This is a genomic window from Vibrio campbellii CAIM 519 = NBRC 15631 = ATCC 25920, assembly GCF_002163755.1.
GTDB lineage: Bacteria > Pseudomonadota > Gammaproteobacteria > Enterobacterales > Vibrionaceae > Vibrio > Vibrio campbellii.
Map to the genome: position 1 here is coordinate 1730454 of NZ_CP015864.1, position 24437 is coordinate 1754890.

Annotated in this window: 17 protein-coding genes and 1 pseudogene; 7 read left to right on the plus strand and 11 right to left on the minus strand. The window is 44.1% G+C overall.

The genetic code is table 11. The features are described from left to right. Positions 1–74 precede the first annotated feature (74 nt). The 3 genes from A8140_RS24045 (at position 75) to A8140_RS24055 (ending at position 4958) form a co-directional block, all read left to right on the plus strand. A complete protein-coding gene (locus tag A8140_RS24045) occupies positions 75–1250 on the plus strand; it encodes an efflux RND transporter periplasmic adaptor subunit (RefSeq protein ID WP_005529477.1) in 1176 nt (391 codons plus the stop codon). Beyond that, the gene (locus A8140_RS24050; RefSeq protein ID WP_005529479.1) at positions 1250–4351 is read left to right on the plus strand and encodes an efflux RND transporter permease subunit; all 3102 of its coding nucleotides are present in this window, start codon (positions 1250–1252) and stop codon (positions 4349–4351) included. The genes A8140_RS24045 and A8140_RS24050 overlap by 1 nt, the downstream gene beginning before the upstream one ends. A gap of 232 nt (positions 4352–4583) precedes the next feature. Further along, positions 4584–4958 carry a YkvA family protein gene (locus A8140_RS24055; RefSeq protein WP_005529482.1) on the plus strand — a complete coding sequence of 125 codons (375 nt, stop codon included), beginning with the start codon at positions 4584–4586 and terminating at the stop codon, positions 4956–4958. A 99-nt stretch (positions 4959–5057) separates the two neighbouring features. On the opposite strand, the gene A8140_RS24060 is transcribed toward A8140_RS24055, so the two are convergent. Then, positions 5058–6362: a dicarboxylate/amino acid:cation symporter gene (locus tag A8140_RS24060; RefSeq protein WP_005529484.1), complete on the minus strand. Its 1305-nt coding sequence runs from the start codon at positions 6360–6362 to the stop codon at positions 5058–5060. A 437-nt stretch (positions 6363–6799) separates the two neighbouring features. Here A8140_RS24060 and A8140_RS24065 point away from each other — a divergent pair, with 437 nt between their 5' ends. After that, positions 6800–7108, plus strand: a complete 309-nt coding sequence (locus tag A8140_RS24065) for a TetR/AcrR family transcriptional regulator (protein WP_227740697.1) — start codon at positions 6800–6802, stop codon at positions 7106–7108. A gap of 17 nt (positions 7109–7125) precedes the next feature. Here A8140_RS24065 and A8140_RS24070 read toward each other — a convergent pair whose 3' ends face one another. The 6 genes from A8140_RS24070 to nfsA all read right to left on the minus strand — a co-directional run bounded on the left by A8140_RS24070 (position 7126) and on the right by nfsA (position 18009). Further along, positions 7126–8397 (minus strand): DUF1835 domain-containing protein, encoded by a 1272-nt coding sequence (locus A8140_RS24070; protein WP_005529488.1) that lies wholly within the window; start codon positions 8395–8397, stop codon positions 7126–7128. 283 nt (positions 8398–8680) lie between these two features. After that, entirely contained in the window at positions 8681–12748 is a 4068-nt protein-coding gene (locus tag A8140_RS24080) for a hypothetical protein (RefSeq protein ID WP_005529490.1), read from the minus strand. Positions 12749–12930: 182 nt separating this feature from the next. Next, complete coding sequence (locus A8140_RS24085) at positions 12931–15081, minus strand: polysaccharide biosynthesis tyrosine autokinase (protein ID WP_005529492.1); 2151 nt, start codon at positions 15079–15081, stop codon at positions 12931–12933. 30 nt (positions 15082–15111) lie between these two features. Continuing rightward, entirely contained in the window at positions 15112–15552 is a 441-nt protein-coding gene (locus A8140_RS24090; RefSeq protein WP_005529494.1) for an arsenate reductase/protein-tyrosine-phosphatase family protein, read from the minus strand. A gap of 71 nt (positions 15553–15623) precedes the next feature. Beyond that, a complete protein-coding gene (locus A8140_RS24095; RefSeq protein ID WP_005529496.1) occupies positions 15624–16745 on the minus strand; it encodes a polysaccharide export protein in 1122 nt (373 codons plus the stop codon). Between the two features lie 541 nt (positions 16746–17286). Next, entirely contained in the window at positions 17287–18009 is a 723-nt protein-coding gene (gene nfsA / locus A8140_RS24100) for an oxygen-insensitive NADPH nitroreductase (RefSeq protein ID WP_005529498.1), read from the minus strand. A 213-nt stretch (positions 18010–18222) separates the two neighbouring features. Here nfsA and A8140_RS24105 point away from each other — a divergent pair. Together A8140_RS24105 and A8140_RS24110 are read left to right on the plus strand one after the other, a co-directional pair. Then, positions 18223–18863 (plus strand): annotated as a pseudogene (locus tag A8140_RS24105) (MarC family protein). Between the two features lie 181 nt (positions 18864–19044). Further along, positions 19045–19917, plus strand: a complete 873-nt coding sequence (locus A8140_RS24110; protein WP_005529502.1) for a patatin-like phospholipase family protein — start codon at positions 19045–19047, stop codon at positions 19915–19917. A 19-nt stretch (positions 19918–19936) separates the two neighbouring features. Here the strand turns inward: A8140_RS24110 and A8140_RS24115 are convergent, their stop codons facing one another. From A8140_RS24115 to A8140_RS24125, 3 genes are all read right to left on the minus strand, one after another. Then, positions 19937–20626, minus strand: coding sequence for a flavin reductase family protein (locus tag A8140_RS24115; RefSeq protein WP_005529504.1), 690 nt, complete (start codon positions 20624–20626; stop codon positions 19937–19939). 44 nt (positions 20627–20670) lie between these two features. Continuing rightward, the gene (locus A8140_RS24120; RefSeq protein WP_005529506.1) at positions 20671–21171 is read right to left on the minus strand and encodes a fasciclin domain-containing protein; all 501 of its coding nucleotides are present in this window, start codon (positions 21169–21171) and stop codon (positions 20671–20673) included. 79 nt (positions 21172–21250) lie between these two features. Further along, positions 21251–22732 carry an FAD-binding domain-containing protein gene (locus A8140_RS24125; RefSeq protein ID WP_005529509.1) on the minus strand — a complete coding sequence of 494 codons (1482 nt, stop codon included), beginning with the start codon at positions 22730–22732 and terminating at the stop codon, positions 21251–21253. Positions 22733–22841: 109 nt separating this feature from the next. Here A8140_RS24125 and A8140_RS24130 point away from each other — a divergent pair, with 109 nt between their 5' ends. Then, positions 22842–23147 (plus strand): DUF6482 family protein, encoded by a 306-nt coding sequence (locus A8140_RS24130; protein ID WP_005529511.1) that lies wholly within the window; start codon positions 22842–22844, stop codon positions 23145–23147. 60 nt (positions 23148–23207) lie between these two features. Here A8140_RS24130 and trhO read toward each other — a convergent pair whose 3' ends face one another. Continuing rightward, entirely contained in the window at positions 23208–24188 is a 981-nt protein-coding gene (gene trhO, locus A8140_RS24135) for an oxygen-dependent tRNA uridine(34) hydroxylase TrhO (RefSeq protein WP_005529513.1), read from the minus strand. Between the last annotated feature and the right edge of the window lie 249 nt (positions 24189–24437).

A 24437-nucleotide genomic window follows, 5' to 3' on the forward strand; every position in this document is an offset into this window, starting at 1 on the left:
TGTCTTTTATATTGTAAATGGTGCTTTGCATATCTTGTTAAATTCTCTATCCCTTGTGAATAGAGAATTTTTTTATGTACAGAAAATTAAGCCTCTCACTTCTTCCTGTCCTACTTTTGGGGTGTGGGGGAACTGAAGACGTGCCGGTGGAACGCTCGCTTGTTGAAGTCGATACATTCATCGTACGGGAAACGGTCCAGCCGATCCTATTTAACTTACCTGGCTATACGAAGGCCTTTAAGGAGGCCGAAGTAAGACCTCAAGTCGACGGTATCATTATGGCTAAGTTGTTTGAAGAAGGTTCGTTTGTAAATAAAGGTCAGTCACTTTATCAAATTGATCCTGCTCAGTATAAAGCTAATTTGATGATGGCCAAGTCAAAAGTAGAAGCCGAGAGGGCATCGTTAGAGGCTACTAAGGCGAAATTAGACAGAACTAAGAAGCTTGTTCCAAGTGGCGCTGTTAGCAAAGAGCGGTTAGATGAGGACATGGCAAGCTATAAAGTGTCTGTTGCCTCACTCCATATTGCTGAAGCGTCGCTTCACCAAGCACAAATTGATTTAGACTATACAAAAGTCAAAGCTCCGATTTCTGGGATCATCAGCCAGTCTTACATCACAGATGGAGCTCTAGTAAGTTCTGGGCAAAATCAGATGCTTGCAAAAATTCAGCAATTAGATCCTATCAACGTTGATCTACGTCGTTCGACAACTGAAGTTTTGCGTTTGAAGCAGGCGAGTGAGCGTGGCGAACTGGTGCTTGATTCAACACCAACAGTCTCTATTACTGTTGGTGGCGATACTTCTTATCGTTCAAAGGCTAAGTTCACCGAAATCAATGTCGATCGAGATACCGATTCAGTTGTACTCAGAGCCGAATTTCCTAACCAAAACCGTCAATTTCTTCCTGGAATGTTCGTTCATACCTCCTTGAAAGTTGGGGAAGATCCCCATGCTATCCTCGTGCCTCAAAAATCTGTAACGAGAAACAGCAAAGGTGAGTCGACGATCATGGTGATTGTAGAAGAGAGCAAAGTCGAACGGAGGGTCGTGGAAGTCGCGGAGGCAGTTGGAAAGAAATGGCGTGTCATTTCCGGCTTAGTTGAAGGTGACGAAATTGTTATCAGTAACTTGCAACGTATTCAAAGCGGGGACCGAGTTAAGGTAGATAATAGAGCGAGTGAGGCCACTAAACCTGCGTCGATCTCCTCGAAAGAGTTGGCAATCAATGATCAGGTCGGAGCACAATAATGGCGAAATTCTTTATTGATAAACCCGTTTTTGCATGGGTGATTGCAATCTTGATAATGCTTTCTGGAGCACTTTCTATTACAAAGTTGCCTATTTCACAATACCCTAGTATCGCTCCACCTACAGTTATGATCACTACTCGCTATAACGGTGCAAGTGCCAAGACAGTAGAGGACAGTGTCACACAGGTCATTGAACAGTCAATTACAGGTATTGATAACTTACGATATCTCTCGTCGGCAAGCGATAGTTCTGGAAATGTGGAAATTACTATCACTTTTGAGGGTGGAACGGATCCTGATGTTGCACAAGTGCAAGTGCAAAACAAGCTTCAATCTGCTTTGCCGTTATTGCCCCTTGAAGTCCAACAGCAGGGGGTTAAAGTGAGTAAAGCAAGTTCGAATATCTTAATGATTGTTGGTTTGTATTCAAAGGATGGAAGCTTAGATAAGAATGATATATCTGACTTTGTTTTCTCAAAAATGAGTGAACCCCTAAGTCGCGTTCGAGGAGTTGGGGATATTCAAGTTTTTGGTGCACCCTATGCAATGCGAATCTGGCTCGACCCCTTCAAACTTGAAAAGTACAACCTAGCAAGCTCTGATGTAGTCAACGCCATAAAGCAACAAAACGTACAAGTTTCTGCTGGTCAATTTGGTACGACGCCTATGGAACAGGATACGCAGATTAACGCGGTTATTTCAGCTCAAAGTCGTCTTAGTTCTGCAAAAGAATTTCAGAAGATTGTCGTGAAATCTGACAGCACGGGGGCTCAAGTTACTCTGAAAGATATCGCCCGCGTTGAGTTGGGGGCAGACGATTATATTATGAAAAACTTTTATAATGGTTATCCTGCCGCAGCATTAGGTATTAAATTAGCAACAGGAGCGAATGCAATACAAACCGCTGAAGCAGTGAAAAAAGCAGTGGATGAGCTACGTCCTTTTTTTCCAGACGGATTGGAAGTGGTATACCCTTATGACACTTCTCCTTTCGTTGAAAAGTCAATTGAAGGGGTCGTGCATACTTTGTTTGAAGCCGTGTTACTCGTATTTTTTGTTATGTACTTATTTTTACAAAACTTACGTGCGACGCTGATACCCACGATTGCCGTTCCTGTTGTATTACTTGGTACTTTTGCCGTTTTGTATAGCTTTGGCTTGTCGATAAACATGCTAACGATGTTCGCCATGATTTTGGCTATTGGTTTGTTAGTAGATGATGCTATCGTCGTGGTTGAAAATGTCGAGCGAATAATGCACGAGGAGAATTTGAGCCCGAGAGAGGCAACTCACAAGTCTATGGGGCAAATATCAAGTGCTCTAGTCGGTATTGCGCTTACATTGTCAGCTGTTTTTGTACCTATGGCATTCATGTCAGGTTCCACTGGAGTTATCTATCGCCAGTTCTCAATAACGATTATTACCGCTATGGCGCTCTCTGTTATCGTTGCGTTAATACTGACACCAGCATTATGTGCCACAATGTTGAAGCCAGTAAATAAAGAGTCACAACCGAATAAGTTCTTTGCTTGTTTTAATCGAATGTTTGATGCTTTTACAGGCAATTATGAACGCACTGTCTCGTTTATGTTAAACAGAACAATCCGGGTAATGCTTTTATTTGTGGTAATTTCCGCGGCAGGGACGTGGTATTTCACTACTCTACCTACTGCCTTTTTACCAGATGAGGATCAGGGTATTTTGTTCGCTCAGGTTGTCTTGCCTAGTAACTCAACGCAGGAACAAACCGAGCGAGAAATGGAGAAAGTTGAAAAGTATTTTTTAGAGCAAGAGTCAGACGTTGTTGAGAATGTTTTTACTGCATCAGGGTTTAGCTTTGCAGGCACTGGCAACAATATGGGTGTCGCTTTTATAGGCTTAAAAGACTGGAAAGAGCGTGAAAAACCAGGAACGGATGTTAAGTCTGTGGTCGCAAGATCTATGCAGTACTTTTCTACTATGAGAGATTCGATTGCTGTTTCATTTGCACCGCCTGCTGCTATTGAATTAGGGACGGCTACTGGCTTCAGTTTCTATCTGGAAGACCGCGGAGCGCACGGTCATGAGGCATTATTGAATGCCCGTGATGATTTGATTCGTTTAGCGCAAAATAATAAGAATCTTGTTGGCGTTAGACCAAATGGTCAAGAGGATTCATCAATATATCAACTTGACATTGATATACAGAAAGTACTGTCTTTTGGGCTTTCTATGGATGATGTTAACTCTGTGTTGAGTACGGCTTTTGGTGGAACCTACGTCAATGACTTCCTCGACCAAGGAAGAGTTAAAAAAGTCTATGTTCAAAGTGATGAAAAGTATCGATTGTCGCCAAGCAATATCGGCTTGTGGTACGTGAAAAACAGCAACGGAGAAATGATATCGTTAAGCTCCTTCGTTTCTGGGCACTGGGAAAAAGGTTCCCCTCGTCTTGAGCGTTTTAATGGCGTCTCTGCCGTAAATATTCAGGGTGGCGTTATTGATGGCTACAGCACGGGAGATGCAATGAGGGATATTGAAGCTCTATCGAAGCAGTTGCCTCCCGGCTTCTCTATTGCTTGGAATGGTTTGTCGTACGAGGAAAAGCAATCTGGTAGTCAAGCACCATTGCTTTATGTGTTGTCTGTTTTGATTGTGTTTCTTGTTCTTGCTGCCCTATACGAGAGTTGGTCAGTACCATTCTCCGTGCTGCTGGTAATACCACTTGGCGTTATTGGTACCCTCGCTGCTGTGGGAGTAAGAGGAATGGCAAATGATGTCTTTTTCCAGGTAGGTTTACTTACTACAGTTGGTCTAGCCACAAAGAACGCGATCCTAATCATTGAGTTTGCAAAAGAGAAATATACTCAAGGATGCTCTATTGTTGAGGCAACACTTGATGCTGTGAGGTCTCGCATAAGACCAATTATAATGACGTCATTAGCATTCGGTCTTGGTGTGCTGCCCCTAGCTATCAGCCATGGTGTGAGTTCAGGTGCTAAAACTGTACTAGGTACTTCTGTGCTCGGAGGTATGATGAGTTCTACGTTCTTGGGCGTATTTTTCGTGCCTGTATTTTTCATTGTAGTTGAGCGATGCTTCGGGCGACAAACGAAGTAAAATTAACGAATGTGAATATGGGTAAGCTCCCTTCTGCCTGCCTCGGGGGAGCTTTTCTCCGCCATCATGCGCTTACCTTCAGACGTTTCCACAAAGAGCAGCTAAAAGCGGGCACGTTGATGATACCAACATGGTCATGTTTCGCCGTGCGCAGACTATTGTGCTGTATTAATACTATGTTCAGGTTCATCGTTTTAATATCTGCACCACTGTTAGAAATTTAGGAGCCTCGATGACCACAAGCATGTCTGTAAATTCGGCGTCCGATGCCGCCTTTGTCCAAAAGCTGCAAGCGCCAGATGAGAAAACCTTCTGGCGTAAAATGAAAAACTCCGTCAAGAGAGTAGGCGAAGAGATTGCTGTTATGGGTATTAAATCATGGCTCGCGATGGCAGACTCCAACACCTCTGTTCGCCACAAGGCTATTTTAGGTGGCGCGCTGGCTTACTTCGTCCTACCAACAGATATGGTGCCAGACGTGTTAGCAGGTGTCGGCTTTACCGATGACATGGCAGCATTGACTCTAGCGGCGAACTCGGTCGGCAATGCCATCACCGACGAGCATGAAGAGCAAGCGAGAGAAAAACTGAGTTCGATGACGGAGTAGGGCTGCTATGACCTATTCTTTAGATGGCAAATAAAATAAAAGCCCCGATGTTTCCATCGGGGCTTTCATTTAGACAGGATAGTTTAATCGTAGAACGATTTAGGCGTCAGCACGTTTCAGGCGCACTTCTTCTTCGGCTACGCCGGCTATTGGATCATTGAAGCGAGCTTCATCCAATGCACCTTCCGATTTGGCAACAATGATCGTCACTGCGCTATCACCGGTGATGTTAACTGCGGTACGAATCATATCAAGTAGACGGTCAACACCCATGATAAGTGCAATACCTTCTAGAGGTAGGCCCACTTGGTTCAGTACCATTGCTAGCATTACTAGACCAACACCAGGGACACCTGCGGTACCGATAGACGCCAATGTTGCCGTCATGATAACCATTAGGTAGTCACCCATAGTTAGGTCGATGTTGAATGCCTGTGCGATGAACGCAGTCGCCACACCTTGCATGATCGCTGTGCCGTCCATGTTCACGGTCGCACCTAGCGGTACTGTGAACGATGATACGCGGTTCTCGACGCCCATGCGATGCTTAGCTGTTTCCATTGTCACCGGAATGGTCGCGTTCGATGATGCTGTAGAGAAAGCAAACATGATTGCATCTTTCATTTTACGTAAGAACGTAATTGGGTTTAGACCAGTGAAGCCTTTTAGCATCAAGCTGTAAGTGACCAGACCGTGCAGCAATAGCGTACCTGCTAGTACAACAAAGTATTCAGCAAGGTTGAAGATTGCGCTTAGACCAAGTCCTGTAAACAGCTTCGCCATTAGGAAGAACACACCGTATGGCGCTAAGTTCATCAGAATCGCAACCAATTTCATGATTACTTCATTTAGATCAGAGAAGAAAGCGGCGATGCGCTTACCAGGCTTACCTGCTGCACTGATTGCGATACCGAATAGTACGGCAAACACGATCACTTGCAGTGTTTTACCTTCTGCCATTGCGCTGATTGGGTTAGTCGGGAACATATCAATGATCACTTTACCCAAAGATGGCGCTTCTGCTGATTTGAATGAACTTGCTGCGGTTAGGTCTGCACCAGCGCCCGGCTGGAATAGCGTACCCATGGTTAGAGCAAGTGTGATTGCGATAGCAGTCGTTGCTACGTAGAAAGCAAGGGTTTTACCACCCATGCGACCTAATGTTGATAGGTCTTTTAGAGAGCTTGTACCACAAACTAGTGAAACGAACACCAGTGGTACTACAAGCATTTTTAAGCTGGCAACGAAGATCTGTCCACCAACTTCGAATAATCCATTAACAATGTATGCGTCGACAAATCCGTTGTCGGCGAAAAGTGTGCGAATTGCAAATCCTGTCAAGATACCCGCTACCATACCCAAAATTACGCGGCTGGTGAGCGACATCGGTTTCTTGGTATTCATGAGAACACTCCTTATAGTTATGCACCTTGAGTTCACTTCAAGGCGGCGAGCAGATTAGCAGTGGAGTGTGAAAATACGAAAGAATAATCGTCTAAATGGTTAATAGATGTGAAGCTAATCACTTTAAAAAATAGAATTTTAACCAAATGATAACCATATGAACGGGTAAAAAGTTTGCCATTTAACAAATTTATCGAATTTACAACCGATAGAAAGGGTTTCTTACATTCTCAAATGGTGGGAAACTGCATGCATAAAGGAGTGGTTTTAAGTGCCTAGTGCATAACTAGGCAGTACTTTTTATTCATTATATAAACCACTTCATTCGTCGCCAAGATCATGAGACTGCCTTGATGTTTTTTCTGCCACGGACATAGATGACCGCCACCGGAAAATCATTTGCTTTTTAATAGATAGAAGCGCTCTAGTTTGAGTTTATTGAGCTCGGATTTAGTGGCGCAAATGTGGATAGAGTACATGAGCGAGCTGGGGCGACGAAGCGTACCTTATATCGCCATTTTGAAAATAAAGAGGTGTTGCTGGAAAACTGGCTTAAAGAGGCTATTGCAGATACCAAGGTTAAAGCGTACGACCCTGCAATGATGAGCGGCATGCTGATGTACTTGTTAAAAGGAAACTGCTTGTGGCCTCAGTTGGTTGCCAATCAAGCGGTGCCAAGCGTCGAGCGGCGTAAGAAAATCGTCGAAGATATCCTTACGCTGTTTCTAGATGGCTACCGTTACTAGCTTGTCATCACTCTCATCTAATTAATAGATAAGTGGCGTAAGGTAGAAAGCTGGGTGTGATTCCATATCCAGCGGTTTTGTGCGTGGTTGTGGATCCCTCCGCTCCAGTAGTCCTGAATGAAAGCACCTTTCCCAATCAAACAAGTTTTGCCTCGCGAGCTTATACTGACTTCTTGCTCCCACCAATTCTTATCCAATGAATCAACAGTGACCAGGGGATTCTCTGCTTGTGCCAGTGGCAACATCAAAGCATAAAACATCACGTCACCGAGAGTAGGAAGTGGTTCTCGTTGTTGGCTCGTCTGAAACCAATCTTTCACTTTGATTGGTTCGTTTTGCTCGTTCAATATCTGCAAAGCCAAATGTTGTGTGAAGCTCAACCCTGACTCTGAGTGTGGCAGTTCTTGTAGGTGCCGAGTGATGACAGCTTTGATGTTCGGTAAACAATCCAGTTTATGATGCTCTAGCAAGTTAACGAGTGGCTGCGGTGTTGGAGAGAGTAAGGCATTCCAGCAGAGTTTAGCTTGGCTGAACAACTTGGCCGTCACAGGCTTTCGATACTGCCAACACGATCGAATCGCCTCTGCAGGAAGTTGCCCAAAGCCAATAAACCGCTCAGTTCCCGGAAACTGGTTGAACTCGATGATCTCAATGACTTTACCTTCGGTGTTATCTAGCAGAGATAGCCCTCGAAGTAGCATGAACTGATCGTAGGCATCATGTTCAACCCAAAACACGATGCGTTCGTATTGCTGGTCGAGCAGGGTATGGATGTTGCCTTGCTCAAACTGCGCTACCTCTTGCACCGAGTCTTTTCTCCCCATAACAGGCAGTAATGTGTCTACAACGTATTGTGCTCGAATAGCGACAAATCCTTTTTGATTGCTCGGAATGGGACCGACGCACAATGGATCAATCATGGGTAAGAAGTCACCCTCGAACCCACATGTCTTTAGTTGCTGTTGAATATCGTGCCCACAGCGGACGTGCAGTGTTGTTAGTTCGGCATCAAGTGGATTTGCTTGGTTGTTGATAGCGAGCTTGTGACTTTCTAGCTCTTCTACATGAGCTTTTAACTTGTTCCAACTGGGTAAGCCAAGCTCTCTAGCTAGGGCGTGTTGAACATCTGCAAGCTGGATAGACTCTGGCGTGAGGGTTTCGGGTTGGGAATGAAACAGTTTAACCTGCTCAAGTGCGTTGGCATCATTTTGGCGGATCGCTTTTAGACGCTTTTTCGCTACGGACTTTTGCTGGTTAAGATTAATAGAGAAGCTATTGTGAGATTGCATTTTTCACCTTTCTTATCTCTTCCACACTCGCCTTATTAGAAGCTTAAAAGAAGGTAAAAACAGATTGTTCCTGCTAACGAAAGCAGGGAAGTTGAGTTGCCATGAACCGAGTTCTTTCCGCGAGTGTTGGGTGCTTTAGGCTTGAGCTTTTTACATGGTATGTAATTGAAATGGGGTTCGCAACTTAGAATCATATAAACAAGCAAAACTGCCTTTGAACTCACATAAAAGTTCAAGTTTCCAAGCTGATAAGAAGCCTCGTGATACGCACGGGGCTTCATTGTTAATGAGGCATAAACTCGCCACCATCTTTCATTATCTTTTTCGCAATACGGTTCATGACACGGATGAAGAAGCGCCGAGCCAAACCATATTTAACGTTCGTTACCGCGATACGACATAAGTTGTCTTTCTCATCAAAACCATAAAACACCTTCGCTCCACACTTATCGAGATAAATTGCAGCAACATTGTTGGCTTTTGTTTCATCTGGTTGAATGAGTGCTACGGGGGAGCTCTGTTTGACCGCATTTTTCCATAGCGATTTTTTTGATTGAGTCTCCGTTATGGTGTTTGTACTGCCAACGAGAAGCACTCGGCTTTTCACGCGCTGTTCCATAAAAGCGTAGGTTGGGTTTGAAGCATAGAACCACTGTGTCGGCTCGGCAGGAGTGACGTGTATTTCAGCGATTTCCAATTGGTTGTCTTTTGTATGACAGTGAACGGGCATCGGCTTTTCTGGCAACTTACAACCAAAGATCATTCCGTACGGCTTCGTTTTCGCATCCACAAAATCGAGAAGCCCCTGATTAAGGCAGATCGAACCAATATGAGAGCTTTCAAATGGTGCTTTTTGTTGAGCTTCTTCCATTAGCGCCATTTGCCTAGGGCTATCATCGACGACATGGAACACTTTGTCCGCAAGCAAGTCGCCATTTGGATGATAAATTCGATATCGATAGACGCCGGTTGAGTTAGAACTTTTTTCGCCTAGGTTCCAAGTCAAACAGTTGGAGTGATTAAGCCGGATCGAAGACTCATATTCATGTGAGTAACCTCCAATTGAAGCTCTGTATGGGTGATCGATGCGAACTGTCAGGGAGACTTCAGGTTCATAACCGTCCTCGTCATCATCTTCTGGGAAATAGCCGATACGAAGTCCAAAATAACGTTGATCTTCCGCACGGACTAGGGTGGTTTGTTTTATTAATTCGCTTGGGTCATCATCTTCTGGGATATGGTAAATGCCCCAATCGAGCAACTCAAAAGGAGAAAGCGCGGCATGACAATACTTTCCAGCCTGTATATCTGCTACAAGCTGTTGGACTTTCAACGACGCGTGCTGCGCATATTCACTGATAAGTGTTGTGAACTCTGGGAGGTTAGCGACTAACTCAATAAACTTAAGTAGTTGGCTTATCTCCAATTGGTCTGTATAGCGCTTTAGATCGGTTTGTTTGGCAAACCAAGGCATCGCATCGAACCAATGCTGCTTAATTGCATACTTGAGTAAGACGATCAGTTGCGCATCGCGTTCATACAGTTGTTGACATAATTCAGGTAGAGAAAGCACTCGTTCATTCTCAAGCTGCTTCAACCCTAGACTAGGATTAAGAGAAAATAATCGCAAGAGGTTATCTTGGATGTGCGGTGAGGCTTTCCAATACAGTTCATCAATACCAGGAATTCCGTAACTGGTATCAAAATCACTGATGAAGTTAGTTGTTAGTGTATCCAGTAATGTTTGTAATTGCTCTGAGTTGAGCAATGTCGTTTGGGCGATCTGAGCAGTGATCCACTCTACTGTTTTGGATTGCTCTTTGGTGATGGCGTAACCATTAGGGTTACGACGTCCCATTTGTTCACTTACGGTGTAGCGAATAGAGTCTAAGAGCGCTTCATCGTAGTAACTGGTTTTGATATTTGGTCTTCGTTGCTCCAGCAGCTCGATGAAGCGCAGCTCAGCATCCGGACGGAGTCGTTTAAGTGCTGATCGAACGTGCTGTTTGTTTTGTTCTGTTTGTTGCTGCGCTTCGAACTGATCGAAATATATGTCCATCAAACTGATTTCATCATCGTCTCTGCGATCGATTTGAGACAATAGTAATTCCAAGCGCCCAGTCAGTTTATCGATCTCTGAATGGTAGTCTAAGTCATCGACAAATGAGTGTGATTGATCGCTTAACTCTCCATAACGATCGCAATAAAAATAAGACAGCATGCGAGTTACTTTCGCCGGAGCTGATGTCAACCAGAGTAAAAGTAAGCGATGGCAATATATTTGCTCAGGAGTATTTTGTAGTGAGCCCCAAACATGAGCAGCGACTAATAGTTTCTGGGCTTTGTCGTCAAAGTCACGCAGAAACTCATAGTAAGGCTGATTTTTGTTGATTTGTCTGCTGTCACTGAGTTGTTCGATATTGCCTTTAAAAGATTTTAGCGTGACATCGAAATAATCGCTTTCATTGCTTAGAAATGCATCGACGATCTTCCAATCTTGTTTTGCTTGGGATTCCTCTTCCTCTGTGAGAGGAACGTATCGCCAACGTTTCTCGGCAGTCTCAATACAATGGAATCGACTGTTTTCACTCAAAGCGAGAAGAAGCTCTGACTTTAGGCTTGAGGCAAGTTTGTCCTCAAATGCTTCTGTTGCCCTGTCGTTGATACCGTGCTTATTATCGTAGTAAAGCATGCCAGCACAGAAGGCCAGTTGACTGGCTAAGCTAAACTTGTCATCAAACGCGTCAGCCAATTGTTCGAGAAGATCAGTTGCCTCTTCTCGATGTTTGTTCAATAACTCATGGGCAAGCTGGGTCTCTTTCTGGCGAATATTGTCTCGGTATGCACCACATTCTTCGACATAGTTTAGAAATTGCGCCTTCCAATCACCGTTATAACGTTGGGTGAAATCCTCATCACTTATGAGCTCAAAGTCGTGGACAAGCCCATGAGCCACATCGGCATGAAAGGACGCTTTGTTGTTCCAACAATGTAATACGTCAAACAAGCGCAAGATCTTTTGATTGTTTTCCGTTATCGCAGCGTCATCCAAGTCTTCATTGTGCCAATCGTGTAGGATTTCACCGGCAATGGTCATCATCTCTTCGTGATAAGAGTCATAGCGGCCGAGGTAATATTCGAATTTCTCGGAGATATCGAAGTTACCTTTTCTCGCAGCGATTTGAATGTTACACGGTTCAATCACATCTAGGACTTGTGCATCTTCCCCACTCTCGATGTAATGCCAAATTGTTTTCCCTTCATTAAAACCTTCGGTAATGAATGACTTCCATTGCGCAATACCAGTGCCTCGATAATAGTAGTGATCACGGTAGTAGTCGTCTTCATTTTCGATGACTTTGGGTGGAACAATTGGACGACCCAGATATGTTTCGATCTCACTGGTAAGTGCCACCGCTGCTTGTTCTGCTGATGAGTCAATAAAGTTGCTCATCATCACCGTGTGGTAATCTATTTCATGATCATCGTTATCAATGCCATGAATGGGCGACATGATGGAATAGATGAATCGGTCTACTGGGCGTTCAACATAGTAGCGAGAGTCATCTGTATATTGTAGGTAGTCTTGATCAGCAAAGCGTTGCTTCATTAAAGATCGAAATACTTCGAACTCGTGTGGCTTTTCGCGGAAGATTTTAAGTAATCCAGTGACTTGGCTATGATTCGTTAGGTCGCTTGCACTCCCATATTTAGAATCATCAAACATGTATCCTCGAGCAGTACTGTTATCGCAGTAGCAAAATGCTTTCAGTGTATCGTGGGTATAACCCAAATGGTTTGTCAGAACCCCCAATGCAAACTCACCGTGGGGAGCGTGCTCACTGTCCCAATATGGGATGGTGTAACCGCCAAGATAAAAAGCCAATCGAGGGAAGGTGAGCCCTACAATCAAAAGTGGTAACAACCCAAATACTTGTTCTTCAGATACCCACATCTCACTAGAGTCATTAAATTGTCTCGCGAGGTGGCAAATCAATTTAGCCGTTTCCTCTAATTCAGACTCTAGTGCTTGATGTTGACTTGCTCGAAGAAAAAACGCGCCTTCACTGGTTAAATAGGTGCTGTTTAATAACTGAGTTGGTTGAATATCGCTTTCGTACGAGTAGCCAACGTAAGCAAACACTTCTTGAGCAATTTTATTTTCAACCAATGAACCAATTTGATCGTCACACCCGTTATTTACTTGGAAGCGAACATGACAATGATAGTTATTAAAGGCATTTTCTTTCAGGAGGGCTTCTCGATAGTGTCTTAGGGCTTGGCGTAAAGATTCAAGAGATTGAGGGTCGTATTCCACGACCAGAGATTGGGTATCTAAAGCAACTGACATAATACTTGCACTACAACTGTTTACATAATGAGTGTGAGAATAATGAGGCATGGTATTGATGTCACTGAAAAGATGAAGATATTACTAAAGGTGACCGCTTAGATTTCTAATAGTGTGATAATTATTGAAAAAGCCCCGCGATAATTGCGGGGCTTGGCTTTTCACTTCGACGGGGAGTTAGATTATTCACTTTTGTAAGCGTAGTTGTAATAACCATAACCGTATGAGCTTGCGGCTTTCTTCTCTATTGCATTAAGAATGACGCCTTTTACTTCGACACCCGATTGTTCAAATCGGCTACGAGCGACTTCTAGTTCTTTCGATGTCGTTTGGTCAAATCGAGCAACCATAAGAGTGGTACCTGCAATCGCACCAACGATACTAGGATCAGTCACTGCTAATACTGGCGGTGTATCGATGATCACTAGGTCATACTCTTGTGATGCTTTTTCTACAAACTCAGCAAATCGTGGGTGCATCAAAAGCTCAGAAGGGTTTGGTGGTACTTGACCACGAGTAATTACATCTAAGTTCTCAACCTTAGTCGGCTTGATCACCATATCTTGACTAATCTTACCGCTTAAAAAGTCAGAAAGGCCGTTATCTGCCGCCAGGCCAAAACACTGTTGCAGATAACCTTTACGCATATCTGCGTCAACCAATAGTACCTTCTGGCCTGTCTTCGCCGCAACTGCTGCAAAGTTAGTTGAAACGAATGTTTTACCAATTGAGGGAGCAGGTCCAGAGATCATTAGAACGTTGTTTTTCGCTTCCATCATCGCAAAATGAAGGCTGGTACGAAGTCCACGTAATGATTCAATCGAAAGGTCCGCTGGGTTTTCTTCTGCTAATAACAGTAGGTCCTTGTTACCCTTGCGCTTAAGCTTGTTAGCGACTTCCAGTTGTTGTACAGACTTAGGAACACTTGCGTAAACGGAAATCCCCGTTTGTTCAATCTCATCTGGGGATGTGACACCGCGATGGAAAGCAGTTTTGACCAGAACGAAAGCAACGGCCACCATTCCGCCTAATAGTGTTGCTAGAACAACAATAAGAGGCTTTTTAGGCTTCACTGGAATAGCGTAAGACTGTGCACTATCGATAATACGTACGTTACCAACGGTACCAGCTTTAATAATGTTCAGCTCTTGAACTTTGTTTAGAAGCTGGATGTAGATCTGTTGGTTCACTTCAACGTCACGTGTCATACGCAACACTTCACGTTGTGTCTTCGGCAACTTCTGTACTTGTCGGTTTAAACGAGCTTTTTCTTGCAGTAGTGTCTGACGTTTATCCAATAGTGATTTGTATGCGGGGTGGTCTTGAGTGAACTTCTGACTGATTTCACTCTCTTTAAAGGTCAGTTCATTTAGCTGTGCTTCAAGAGCAACCATCACTTTGAGTGTTGATTGTGCCTCAAGGTTTAAGTCGATCGATTCGTTTTCTTGTCTAAAACGATTCAATACGTCCTCTGAGCCGTTAAGCTTATCTTTAATTTCTGGCAGGTGATCTTTTAGGAAGTTTAAGCTTTGTTCTGCCTCTGCTGAATTTCTTCGCACATTTTGTAGGAAATAGTTTTGTACGACGTCATTCAAGATTTGTTGGTTACGCTCAGGGTATTCGCCTTCAATACTCAGTGAAACAATACCCGTTTTCGCTCCACGTTCTGAAATAGACAGTTGTGAAGCTAATCGGTTGATCGCATCAAGCTTGCTAATTTTTCCGATTGAAAAACTGTCTTCGTTTTGCGCAACCAGTTCACGCACTTTGATGTGGTAGCCATTCATTTCGATCGTTTGACCAACAACGCCAGATAGCACAATTTTATCTTCAATCATCAGATCAAAAGTACCGTTCTCTGCATCGCTCACTACAAGGTGGTGTTTGAAGCCTTGCGCGGTGCGAGGTATCTCGAAACTTGATACTGAAATATAATTTTGAGTGCCATTGATTCGAGCCAAACCTTTGCCAAAAAAAGGAAAGTATTCCGGAGTGGCAATTGTTGTTAGGTTAAACTTATCGACGGTATCACCGAGGATCATACGTGACTTGATGATCTCAATTTCAGTCGTTGCTGAAGATTCAGCAGCAAAAAGGTCGCCCATATCACCGACCATCGCCGAAATACCGCCGGAGCTTTTCTGTTCGATCTGAATTAGGGCATCAGCTTTGTAAATTGGTGTCGATAGCAATGCAACGGCAATACCGATTGTTGCAAAGAGAAGTGTAATGCCAACGATGAACCATTTCGCATCTATTAGTATGCCAAACAGTTTACCGAGATCGATTTCATCATCGGTGGGTGTAGATGAACTTATAGTGTGGTTAGCCATTATTTTTATGTTTCGCCAAGTAGTCTGAAGTTATATTTTTTTTGCCCATGCATGAGCGGACTTTTCAATCAGTGAGAACGCATGGTCGAATGCTTCTCTGCTCTGTCTGTATGGGTCTGGAATGTCGACAGAGTTCATCCAATGTCCAAATAGCATGGTTTTGCCTCTTGCTTCGGGAACGATTTCAGTCAGCGCATCAATATGCCCTTGTTCCATCACAAGGATGAGATCTTGCTTCGAGCATAGTTGTGCAGTCAGCTGCTGAGCCTTGTGGTCTTCTAAAGATAAACCTTTCTCTGATGCAATCAGCGTTGCAGTTTCATCCGCTGGTTTCCCAGTCAGTCGACTTTTCTCAACGGCAATACCAGCTGAAGAAATGGTTTTATTCGGAAGAAGTTGTTGAAGCACTCGTTCCCCAGTCGGAGAGCGACAAATGTTACCCACGCATACGACAAGAATGTTTGAAAACATGGTTTGTTCCTTATCAATAACTATTGGAAAGGGCTTACCCCTTCACATAAGCCCTTTCAAGAACGTCTGAACTACGGCCAGTTTTTAACGCGTAGAACACCTTCTGTAAGCTCATTGAAGCCTGAAATCGTCGGTACTAACTGTGCAATAACGCGGTTCCAACGACTGACTGGTGCAGCAGTAACATACACAATGTCGTAAGGTTCCAAATCAAATTCAGTACCAATCACTAAAGCCGCTGCGTCAGAGATATCAAGTTGGTAAATGTCGCCTAATGATTGATTGTCTTGAGATTTTCTGATGACAAAAACGCCAGTTGCATCCGCAGAAAGTTGGTTGATACCACCAACATTGCTTAGAGCCTCGGTCAAGCTCATGCCTGCGCGATCCATTTTCAGTAGCTTAGGATCGTTAACTTCACCCATAACAAACACTTTTTGGGTGTCATTTCTTGGCACATGTACGATGTCACCAGGTTGAAGTAATCGGTTTTCAGTAAGGTCACCCTCTTGCATTAGCGCATAGAGAGAAATGTTTTCGACTTTGCCTTGGCGTGTCAGTGTGACGTTACGCCAATCCGCATCTTCTGCTAGACCGCCAGCGCGGTTAACTGCATCAAGAAGCGTAAGTGGGATATTGGTGATAGGTTGTTGCCCTGGCTTGTTAACTTCGCCAGTGATGTAAGATTTCTTGGAACGAAATGCCGCAACACTCACATCTACTTGTGGGCTCTCAATGTACTTCGCCAATTTGTTAGCAATAATGGTACGAATTTGGCGAACATTTTTACCCGCAACTTCAACGATACCGATGTATGGATAGAAAATTGTGCCATCAGCATGCACCCAGTTACCCGCTTCTTCAGAGCTACGGTAAGAGCCTGCTGGAATAGTAAGTTCAGGGTGATCCCAAATAGTGATATTTAGAATATCGCCAGGACCTACTTCATACTCGTAAGCCGCGAGTTGTAGGTCAAGATTTGGGTTGGCTTTGGTCTCTACATCTGAACTTTTTAGCTGCGAGACTTTATCAATAGTCAGTGGAAAGACGTTAAAATCTGCCGCCGTATTGGAGCTGTTGTCTTCAACGATGTGTTTTCCACCCGTGGATAAGTGACTGCCCGGAACTGTACACCCGGCGAGAAGTACAGAGGAAAGGAGTAAACTACCTAGCTTTGTATAGTTGAAATTCATGCGTTTTCATTCATCTGACGTAAAGAGCGAGTTGCTAATAGCAACATTATTTAGCAACGCGTCATAATTTAATTGGGCATTATTATTAGGTTTAATTTATAAAATACTCAATAGTAAATGGGTTGCATCTTGCGATGCGCACTTTAAAGAAATTTTTTTGGCGGGGCAATAGATGATAAATTAATGAAAATCCAGTTATATATGCAATTTTTCTATTTTATGCGAAGTATTCTGTGTTTGATTGATAAAACTATTTGGTAATTGGCTCTTATTTTTCGTATTGGCTCACGAAAACGTTTTTTTCTATAAATTATGCATTGCTATAAATTTGGTGAATTCACGGAATGAATTTATTTAATTTATCTTAAATTGTGACTTAGATCTTGTTGTATTCCATTAGTCAATACTAATTTGTTATGGTTTTGACAAGTTGATGGTGGTGTAGTGTCAAAAGTGGATTTTCATTCAAATAATATGTGCAGAAATGCTAAAGGCCTCATACGAGGCCTTTTTTATCTTTCTTGATTAGCGAACTATATCATTAGCGTTTAGCCAACCCCTTGCTATTCAAATAAGGCAGAATGTGAGGGCGAGACTCTCCTGCTAGCTTTCCGGCGGTTTCTTGTGACCATACACTCTGTTTTTGATTACTTGTACGGCTTGCGTAGTATTCTTGCATGGTTTTATCGTAGGTTTGTACATCGTCAACGTTAAGTGCTTGGTATTGGTTCTCATGAACAATCACATGTGCTGGCAGACGTGGCTTTGTTTCCGGACTTTGGTCCGGGTGACCCAAGCACATACCAAACAGAATGGCGGTATTTTTAGGTAAACCGAGCAGTTCATCCACTTGTGCAGCGCTGTTCCTTAACCCACCAATGTATACACCACCCAATCCCATAGACTCGGCAGCAAGTAAACAGTTTTGCGCCATGATGCCAGAGTCCACTGCACCAATCAGAGTCAATTCAGTAAAGTCGGCTTGAATGTCTGGGTTGATAGTGGCGTGACGCTGGTAATCGATACAAAACACCAAAAATTCTGCGGCACTTTCAACGTAAGCCTGATTGCCAGCGTATTGCGCTAACAGTTTGCGCTTTTCTGTATCTGTTACTCGAATGATCGACACGACTTGCAGCATGCTCGAAGAAGAGGCAGCTAACCCCGATTGGAGAATCGTTTGTAGTTGCTCACTTTCAATTGGCTCAGAGGTGAACTTACGAATAGAGCGATGACCGAGAATGGTTTCAATCGTACTGTTCATGATGAATCAATTTCCTTAGCTTGTTGTTGGTATTGGCTGAATCTTCACCATAACGCTATTTATATTGGGCGTAAACTGATAGGGCTCTCAAGTTCGTGTTTGTGGGTAACAGATAACAATCATGGATAATGATGCGAACATAAAATGACGTTATTTATAAAGCTAGGTATATACTTATTTTAAATAATCAATAAGTTACCGAATATGGAGGACATGAAAGAGCTTATACTTCATACGGTCACAGTGTTTATGGGCTTTTTTGCCATCATGAACCCGATCGCCAATATCCCTATCTTTTTGAGCTTAACGGCGGATGAAGATAAACAAACGGTTCGATCAATTGCGTTTCGTTCTGTTTTTATCGCCTTTGTTATCGTGGCTTTGTTTGCTGTTGCAGGTAAAGTGATTTTCGATCTGTTCGGCATTACGTTATACGCACTGCGTATTACCGGTGGTATTTTGGTGTTTTTGATTGGTTTCCATATGCTTCAGGGGGAATCAACGCATCAAAAAACCAAAGAAAAGGCTTATTCGCCAGAGCAGAGCGAGCAGCACTGAGCATTGCCGTTTCGCCATTGGCAATGCCTATCTTGGCTGGGTCCGGTACGATTGCTACCGCAATGAACTTTGCTACAGCTGGTGGATTCGACCAAACCATAATTACAATTGTGTCGTTTGCTGTGTTGTGTGCGATCACTTATGTGCTGTTTTTATTTGGTGACAAGCTGGTTAAAGCCGTTGGTCCAAGCGCGCTGAATGTGATCACCAAAATGATGGGTTTGATCCTAGCCGTGATTGGTACCCAAATGTTTATTGATGGCGCAGCAGAGGCGTATAAAACCGTTTTTGCTTAACCCCGTTTCTGCTGCTTAGAATCCACATTGACTACTCAGTTGATGTGGATTTGTTAATTTTAAGTTTCCATTTATAAAGTAATAAAAACATAGACTTCACCTATCTCAATAATAAGAATAACCGATTGTTGCTGTAGCACGAATTTCAGTAATCTTTTTAACGTATTTATTGGGGGGGAACATGGCAACAAAAGCAATTGTAGTCGAAGGTGGCGCAATGCGTGGCGTCTTTGCTAGCGGCGTATTAGATGCATTCTTAGAACAAGACTACAAACCATTTGATTTTGCGATTGGCGTATCGGCAGGGGCTTCAAATTTGATCGGTTATTTGACCGATTACCCGCATCGTAGCATCAACGTTATTACCAAATTAGCAACCAGCAAACGCTTTTTCGATCCTACCCGTTTTTTGAAGGGCGGTGATTTGATCGACGTTAAATGGTTGTTTGAAGAGTCAAATCGTTTGTACCCAGTCGATGAAGCGAAACTGTTTGAAGGCATCCCTTTCTTAGCGGCGACAACGAACGTAAATACGGGTAAAGCGGATTATTACCGTGTGAACCGCCATAACTTTCATAACGCGATGGAAGCGACGACGGCACTGCCTATTGCTTACAAACATACTCCTTGTTTCTCTGGTGGTTGTTATACCGATGGGGGCGTGGCGGACTCTATTCCTGTTCGAGAAGCATACCGCCGTGGTGCTCGTGACATAACAGTGGTTCTCTCACACCCGTTGGCTTACGAGAAAAAGCCGGTAAAAACACCTTGGTTAATGAAGAAGTTGTTCGCAGAGCATCCACAGATGGCAGAGGCAATGCTGCACCGTTCAGAGAACTACAATGAATCGCTAGATTTCATTCGTAACCCTCCAAAAGACACGCACATTCGTGTTGTCGCACCGCCGGATGAATTCAGTGTACAACGTCTATCAATGCGCCAGACAGTATTGCTAGAAGGTTACGAAATGGGGTTGGAAGCAGGGCGCGCTCACCTTACCAACCGGGCCGGTGAACACGGCTTAGACAGAGAAAACTGCCACTTCTGTATTTAGCTTTTGATATGTATAGAGGTTAGTCCATATCGACTTCAAGCGCTCCCCAAGATGAAGGCTCTCCTTCTCTCGTTAGAGGGAATAGGCGAGAGTCTGGTTTGGCGTAACTTAACCTATGCAGACGTTGAGTGACGTGGTAGCTATCCAGCCCGGAAATGGTCACTAAGTCGAGCAGCTCTAGGTCGAGATAACCGTCGGGCATGATGGCTCTTTCAGGAGCGTGCACCGCCAACACTTCACCAATCAACATCTCTGTATGATTGCTTTCGATCTTGATGTGCTCTCTCAACACCAAGCCCATTTTGAGATTGCTCTCTAGGACGAATGGCGCAGGAAACGCATCATCGTAATTAGGAGTAAGCCCTACCGCTTCAAACTCAGATATATGTTTTGGATAGCGGGCGGAGGTCTGATGTGCTTTTTGGACGAAATCGACGCCGATGGCATTAATGGTGAAGTGCTTGGTATCGAGGATGTTTTCTAATGTATGTCGACGGCTTTTGCGTGGACGTACAATAAAACCAAACAGTGGCGGATGTGAGCCTAAGTGGATCACAGAGCTTACGATAGCCAGGTTCTCTTGTCCTTGCCTGTCTCTTGTTCCTATGAGGTTCGCGCTTTTGTATCCCGCAAGAGAGTTGACCAATCGAGTTCTTTGGCGCTGCTCCATCGTTTGTATATCGTGCTTTGAGAGTTTGATGTTTTCCATGTCCTAAAAAGGGGCGAGATACCTCGCCCTTCCATGTTATGTCGCTATTTCGGTATGATGACGGTGTCGATCACATGTATCACGCCATTCTTGGCTTTAACGTCAGTCGCAATGACATTTGCGTTGTTTACCATGACTTTGTCGCCCATGGTTTCTATCATCACGTCTTGTCCTTGGACTGTCGTCGCTTTATTCATTTTGACCACGTCTGCGGCCATCACTTTTCCTGGAACCACATGGTAAGTGAGAATCGCAACCAGCTTATCTTTGTTCTCGGGCATGATTAGCATTTCGACTGTTCCATCTGGAAGCTTAGCAAAGGCTTCATCCGTGGGAGCGAACACAGTGAATGGACCTTCACCTTTCAGAGTATCCACTAAGCCTGCAGCTTTGACTGCTGCGACCAACGTATTGAACGAGCCATTTGCTGCAGCCACATCAACGATGTCTTCTTTCATCATTCCATGTTCATGTGCTTTCGCTGGCAGTAAAAAAGTTAGGGTGGCGAACAAAACCGTGGTCGTAACCAAGATACGTTTCAACATAATGCGTTCCTTTTGTTGTTTGGGTACTGCTCTCTCCCTGATAAAGTCCCTGATTGTACGCACGCCTTTTTCTTGGCGATCAACTGGCTTTCTTTTTATTAGAAGGGCGGACGTGTTGAGCTAAAATACGTGTGCCTTCCATTTTTACGTCGACACGTTTTCGCCAAGCCCATAAGCGTTCTCTGGCTGCTTTTGCACTCGCTTCTAAATCGATTGTTGGGGCGAGGTATTTTGAATCCGGTTCTAACTGGTACATTACGACTTCCATTGCGGTCATTTTCCAAGGTTCAAACAACATGGGCGCGGGTACCTTGGCGAGCTCCGGAATCCACTTATGAATGAATTCACCATCGGCGTCGTGTTCTTGTGCTTGTTTCGTCGGATTGTAGATACGAATGGTATTGGTGCCCGTCACGCCCGCCTGCATTTGAAACTGTGGGTAATGGATACCCGGTTCAAAATCGAGAAAGAGCTGTGCTAGGTGAGTTACGCCATCGCGCCAGTCCATGTTCATATGATGTGTTAAAAAGCTCACTAACATCGCACGCATGCGAAAGTTGATGTATCCGGTGTGATGAAGGCAGCGCATACAGGCATCGACGAGAGGTATGCCAGTGGTTCCCGCCTTCCAAGCATTTAGTCGGATTGGGTCGTTGTTGCTCGCTTGGCGAAGCAAAGGGTCATAGGCTTGGTTCACACAGCGAAATTCCATCTCACATTCAGATTCAAATTTCTGCATAAAATGACAATGCCAATGAAGCCTTGAAGACAACGCAATTAGGCTGCGACGAAACCCCGTCACTTGCCAATGTTGCAAGAGGTACTGATATACTTCTCGAAGCGAAATATTTCCCCATGCAAGATAGGGAGAGAGGCGAGTACAGGCTGTCCGAGATGCAGTCGGGCTAGAAATACTTCGGTAATAATCTCGTCCTCGGCGTTGAAAAAAGTCTTCCAATGTTTGCCAAGCGATTGAGCTCCCGCCAGTTTGCATGCCTTTTACTTTTTCTAACCAAGAAGGGGGAGGAGTAAAGGTGAAACCTAGCGCTTCGACATCGAGAGTAATAAGAGAAGCGCTTTCAAGCTCAACCTCTTCTATCGGAGATCGCATAACGGTATCCCAATGTTTGTCCCAGCCGAATCGATCTTTTGCGCCTCGCACAACTGCGCCATGTTCAAACTCATGCCATGGAATGCCTTGTGCTTGAAGCCATGCTGATACTTGTTTGTCTCGCTCAAACGTACAATTCAATCCAATTTCTTGATGTGAGAAAACGGCATCGATGCTGAATTGGTTTTGAATCGCACTCAAACAATCCCGAGCATTGCCAAACATTACTGAGACTTTTTGATCATGTTGGGCAAGCTGTGCGTTCATGTCTTGAATTGATTGCCAAACAAAGCGCCAATGACGTTCGGAGTAATGTGGGTCATCCAGCAGCATGGGCTCAAAAATGTAGAGCAGCACTGTTGGATTCTTAGAAGATAGAGCATGCTGCAAAGGGAGGTGGTCGGTCAGGCGTAAGTCGCGTTTTAGCCATACTAAGTTGATTGTGTGCATCGGAGCCCTCACTGGTTTTCCGATTTCTACGCATGAGAGAGGCAAATTTCTCACTCGGTGATCGATTTTATTGCAGCTGACGTAGAGGCACGGAGCAAGGAGGTGCTTTATGTCTATGCCACTCAGTAAACTGGAAAAGTTTTTCTATATCGACAAGCTTGTCATCCACTCTCTCGATCTCGCTTTGTATCAAGTCTCGGTTCTAGTCGACGGAGAGGAACACTTTGTTACTGACGATAAAGGGAGGTTTTTAAGGGCGCATTCGATATTGGAGTTGCAAAAGCAATGTCGTAACTTGAAAGCGAACAAACAGGTGCTTCGCCAGCAAAGTGCCTATGATGAAATGGTTGGGCAGCCAAGTAGGATTGGTACTAATGAGCTGGAAGTGTTGCTGAAAGACAACGAGCTCTATTGAAATTAGATTGAAAGAGGGGAAAGTGCGAGCTGCTAGGTTTGTTAGCTCGCACCTTACTAATTACGCTTGTTTACGCTGAGCTTCTTTCTTTGCCAGTTTTTCTGCGCGTCGTTGCTGACGTTGTTTGGCACTCTCACCGCCGACGTGCTGCTCGCCACGAACCGCAGCTAACGACACTTGCTTTTCACGTTCGCGGAAGCGTGCTACCTGTTCTTCGCTGTGTTTACCAAAACATTTTGGGCAGCTTACGCCTTGCTCAAACTGCTCAGATTGTTTGTCCTCTTCCGTGATTGGCAGTCGGCAAGCGTTACACAAGTCGTAGTCTGCTTTTTCCAGCTGATGGTTAACTGCAACGCGACCGTCGAATACGTAGCAGTCGCCTTCCCACATGCTTTCTTCTTCTGGCACTTCCTCAAGGTATTTCAGAATACCGCCTTCTAGGTGGTATACCTCATCAAAGCCCTGCTCTTTCATGTAAGCGGTCGACTTTTCACAGCGAATACCACCAGTACAGAACATTGCGACTTTTTTGTGTTTCTCTGGGTCCATGTTTTGTTTTACATAGTCAGGAAATTCACGGAATGTGTCAGTATTTGGGTTAACTGCACCTTTAAATGTTCCGATCTCGATTTCATAGTCGTTACGAGTATCAACCACAAATACCTCTGGATCAGCAATCAGGTCGTTCCAATCTTGAGGTTTCACATAGGTGCCAACGACATGACGAGGATCGATGCCTTCAACGCCCAATGTCACGATCTCTTTCTTGAGTTTTACCTTGGTGCGATTAAACGGCTGAGTATCTGAGTATGACTCTTTGTAAACAATGCCATTAAGGCGAGGCTCGTTATTTAGCCATGCAAGCAGTGTATCAATACCTTCGCGTTTCGCTGCAACCGTACCGTTAATACCTTCACTCGCCAGTAGCAACGTTCCATGTACACCGTGGGCTTCCATTAGGGCAAGCAATGGCTCGCGTAACTCTTGGTAGTTTTCCAGTTCCACAAATTTATACAGGGCGCAGACAACATACTGACTCATGATTATTCCTTACTTTAAGGTTCGATGGTTCGACACGTCGCTAGTTTAACGGCTCGATACCTAACAATTTTAGCGGCTCGGAGTATACCTGAGTAATTTAGTCGGAAATACGGACAAACTATGCGGATATTTTTAGTCATGTTTCCCCGGCGTTTTTTTCAACAAATTTCAGCGTATAGCATTGGAAGTTAAAGGGTGTGAAAATTTGAAACAGATCACATTTGTTATTCTTTTCTAGAAATGAACTAA

Coding starts and splice junctions, on each gene's coding strand:
- A8140_RS24085 (WP_005529492.1), bottom strand. CDS start 15,081: ATGGCTAACCACACTATAAGTTCATCTACACCCACCGATGATGAAATC.
- A8140_RS24115 (WP_005529504.1), bottom strand. CDS start 20,626: ATGGAAAACATCAAACTCTCAAAGCACGATATACAAACGATGGAGCAG.
- A8140_RS24110 (WP_005529502.1), top strand. CDS start 19,045: ATGGCAACAAAAGCAATTGTAGTCGAAGGTGGCGCAATGCGTGGCGTC.
- A8140_RS24070 (WP_005529488.1), bottom strand. CDS start 8,397: ATGCAATCTCACAATAGCTTCTCTATTAATCTTAACCAGCAAAAGTCC.
- nfsA (WP_005529498.1), bottom strand. CDS start 18,009: ATGAACAGTACGATTGAAACCATTCTCGGTCATCGCTCTATTCGTAAG.
- A8140_RS24080 (WP_005529490.1), bottom strand. CDS start 12,748: ATGTCAGTTGCTTTAGATACCCAATCTCTGGTCGTGGAATACGACCCT.
- A8140_RS24050 (WP_005529479.1), top strand. CDS start 1,250: ATGGCGAAATTCTTTATTGATAAACCCGTTTTTGCATGGGTGATTGCA.
- A8140_RS24130 (WP_005529511.1), top strand. CDS start 22,842: ATGTCTATGCCACTCAGTAAACTGGAAAAGTTTTTCTATATCGACAAG.
- A8140_RS24060 (WP_005529484.1), bottom strand. CDS start 6,362: ATGAATACCAAGAAACCGATGTCGCTCACCAGCCGCGTAATTTTGGGT.
- A8140_RS24095 (WP_005529496.1), bottom strand. CDS start 16,745: ATGAATTTCAACTATACAAAGCTAGGTAGTTTACTCCTTTCCTCTGTA.
- A8140_RS24125 (WP_005529509.1), bottom strand. CDS start 22,732: ATGCACACAATCAACTTAGTATGGCTAAAACGCGACTTACGCCTGACC.
- A8140_RS24045 (WP_005529477.1), top strand. CDS start 75: ATGTACAGAAAATTAAGCCTCTCACTTCTTCCTGTCCTACTTTTGGGG.
- A8140_RS24090 (WP_005529494.1), bottom strand. CDS start 15,552: ATGTTTTCAAACATTCTTGTCGTATGCGTGGGTAACATTTGTCGCTCT.
- A8140_RS24055 (WP_005529482.1), top strand. CDS start 4,584: ATGACCACAAGCATGTCTGTAAATTCGGCGTCCGATGCCGCCTTTGTC.
- trhO (WP_005529513.1), bottom strand. CDS start 24,188: ATGAGTCAGTATGTTGTCTGCGCCCTGTATAAATTTGTGGAACTGGAA.
- A8140_RS24120 (WP_005529506.1), bottom strand. CDS start 21,171: ATGTTGAAACGTATCTTGGTTACGACCACGGTTTTGTTCGCCACCCTA.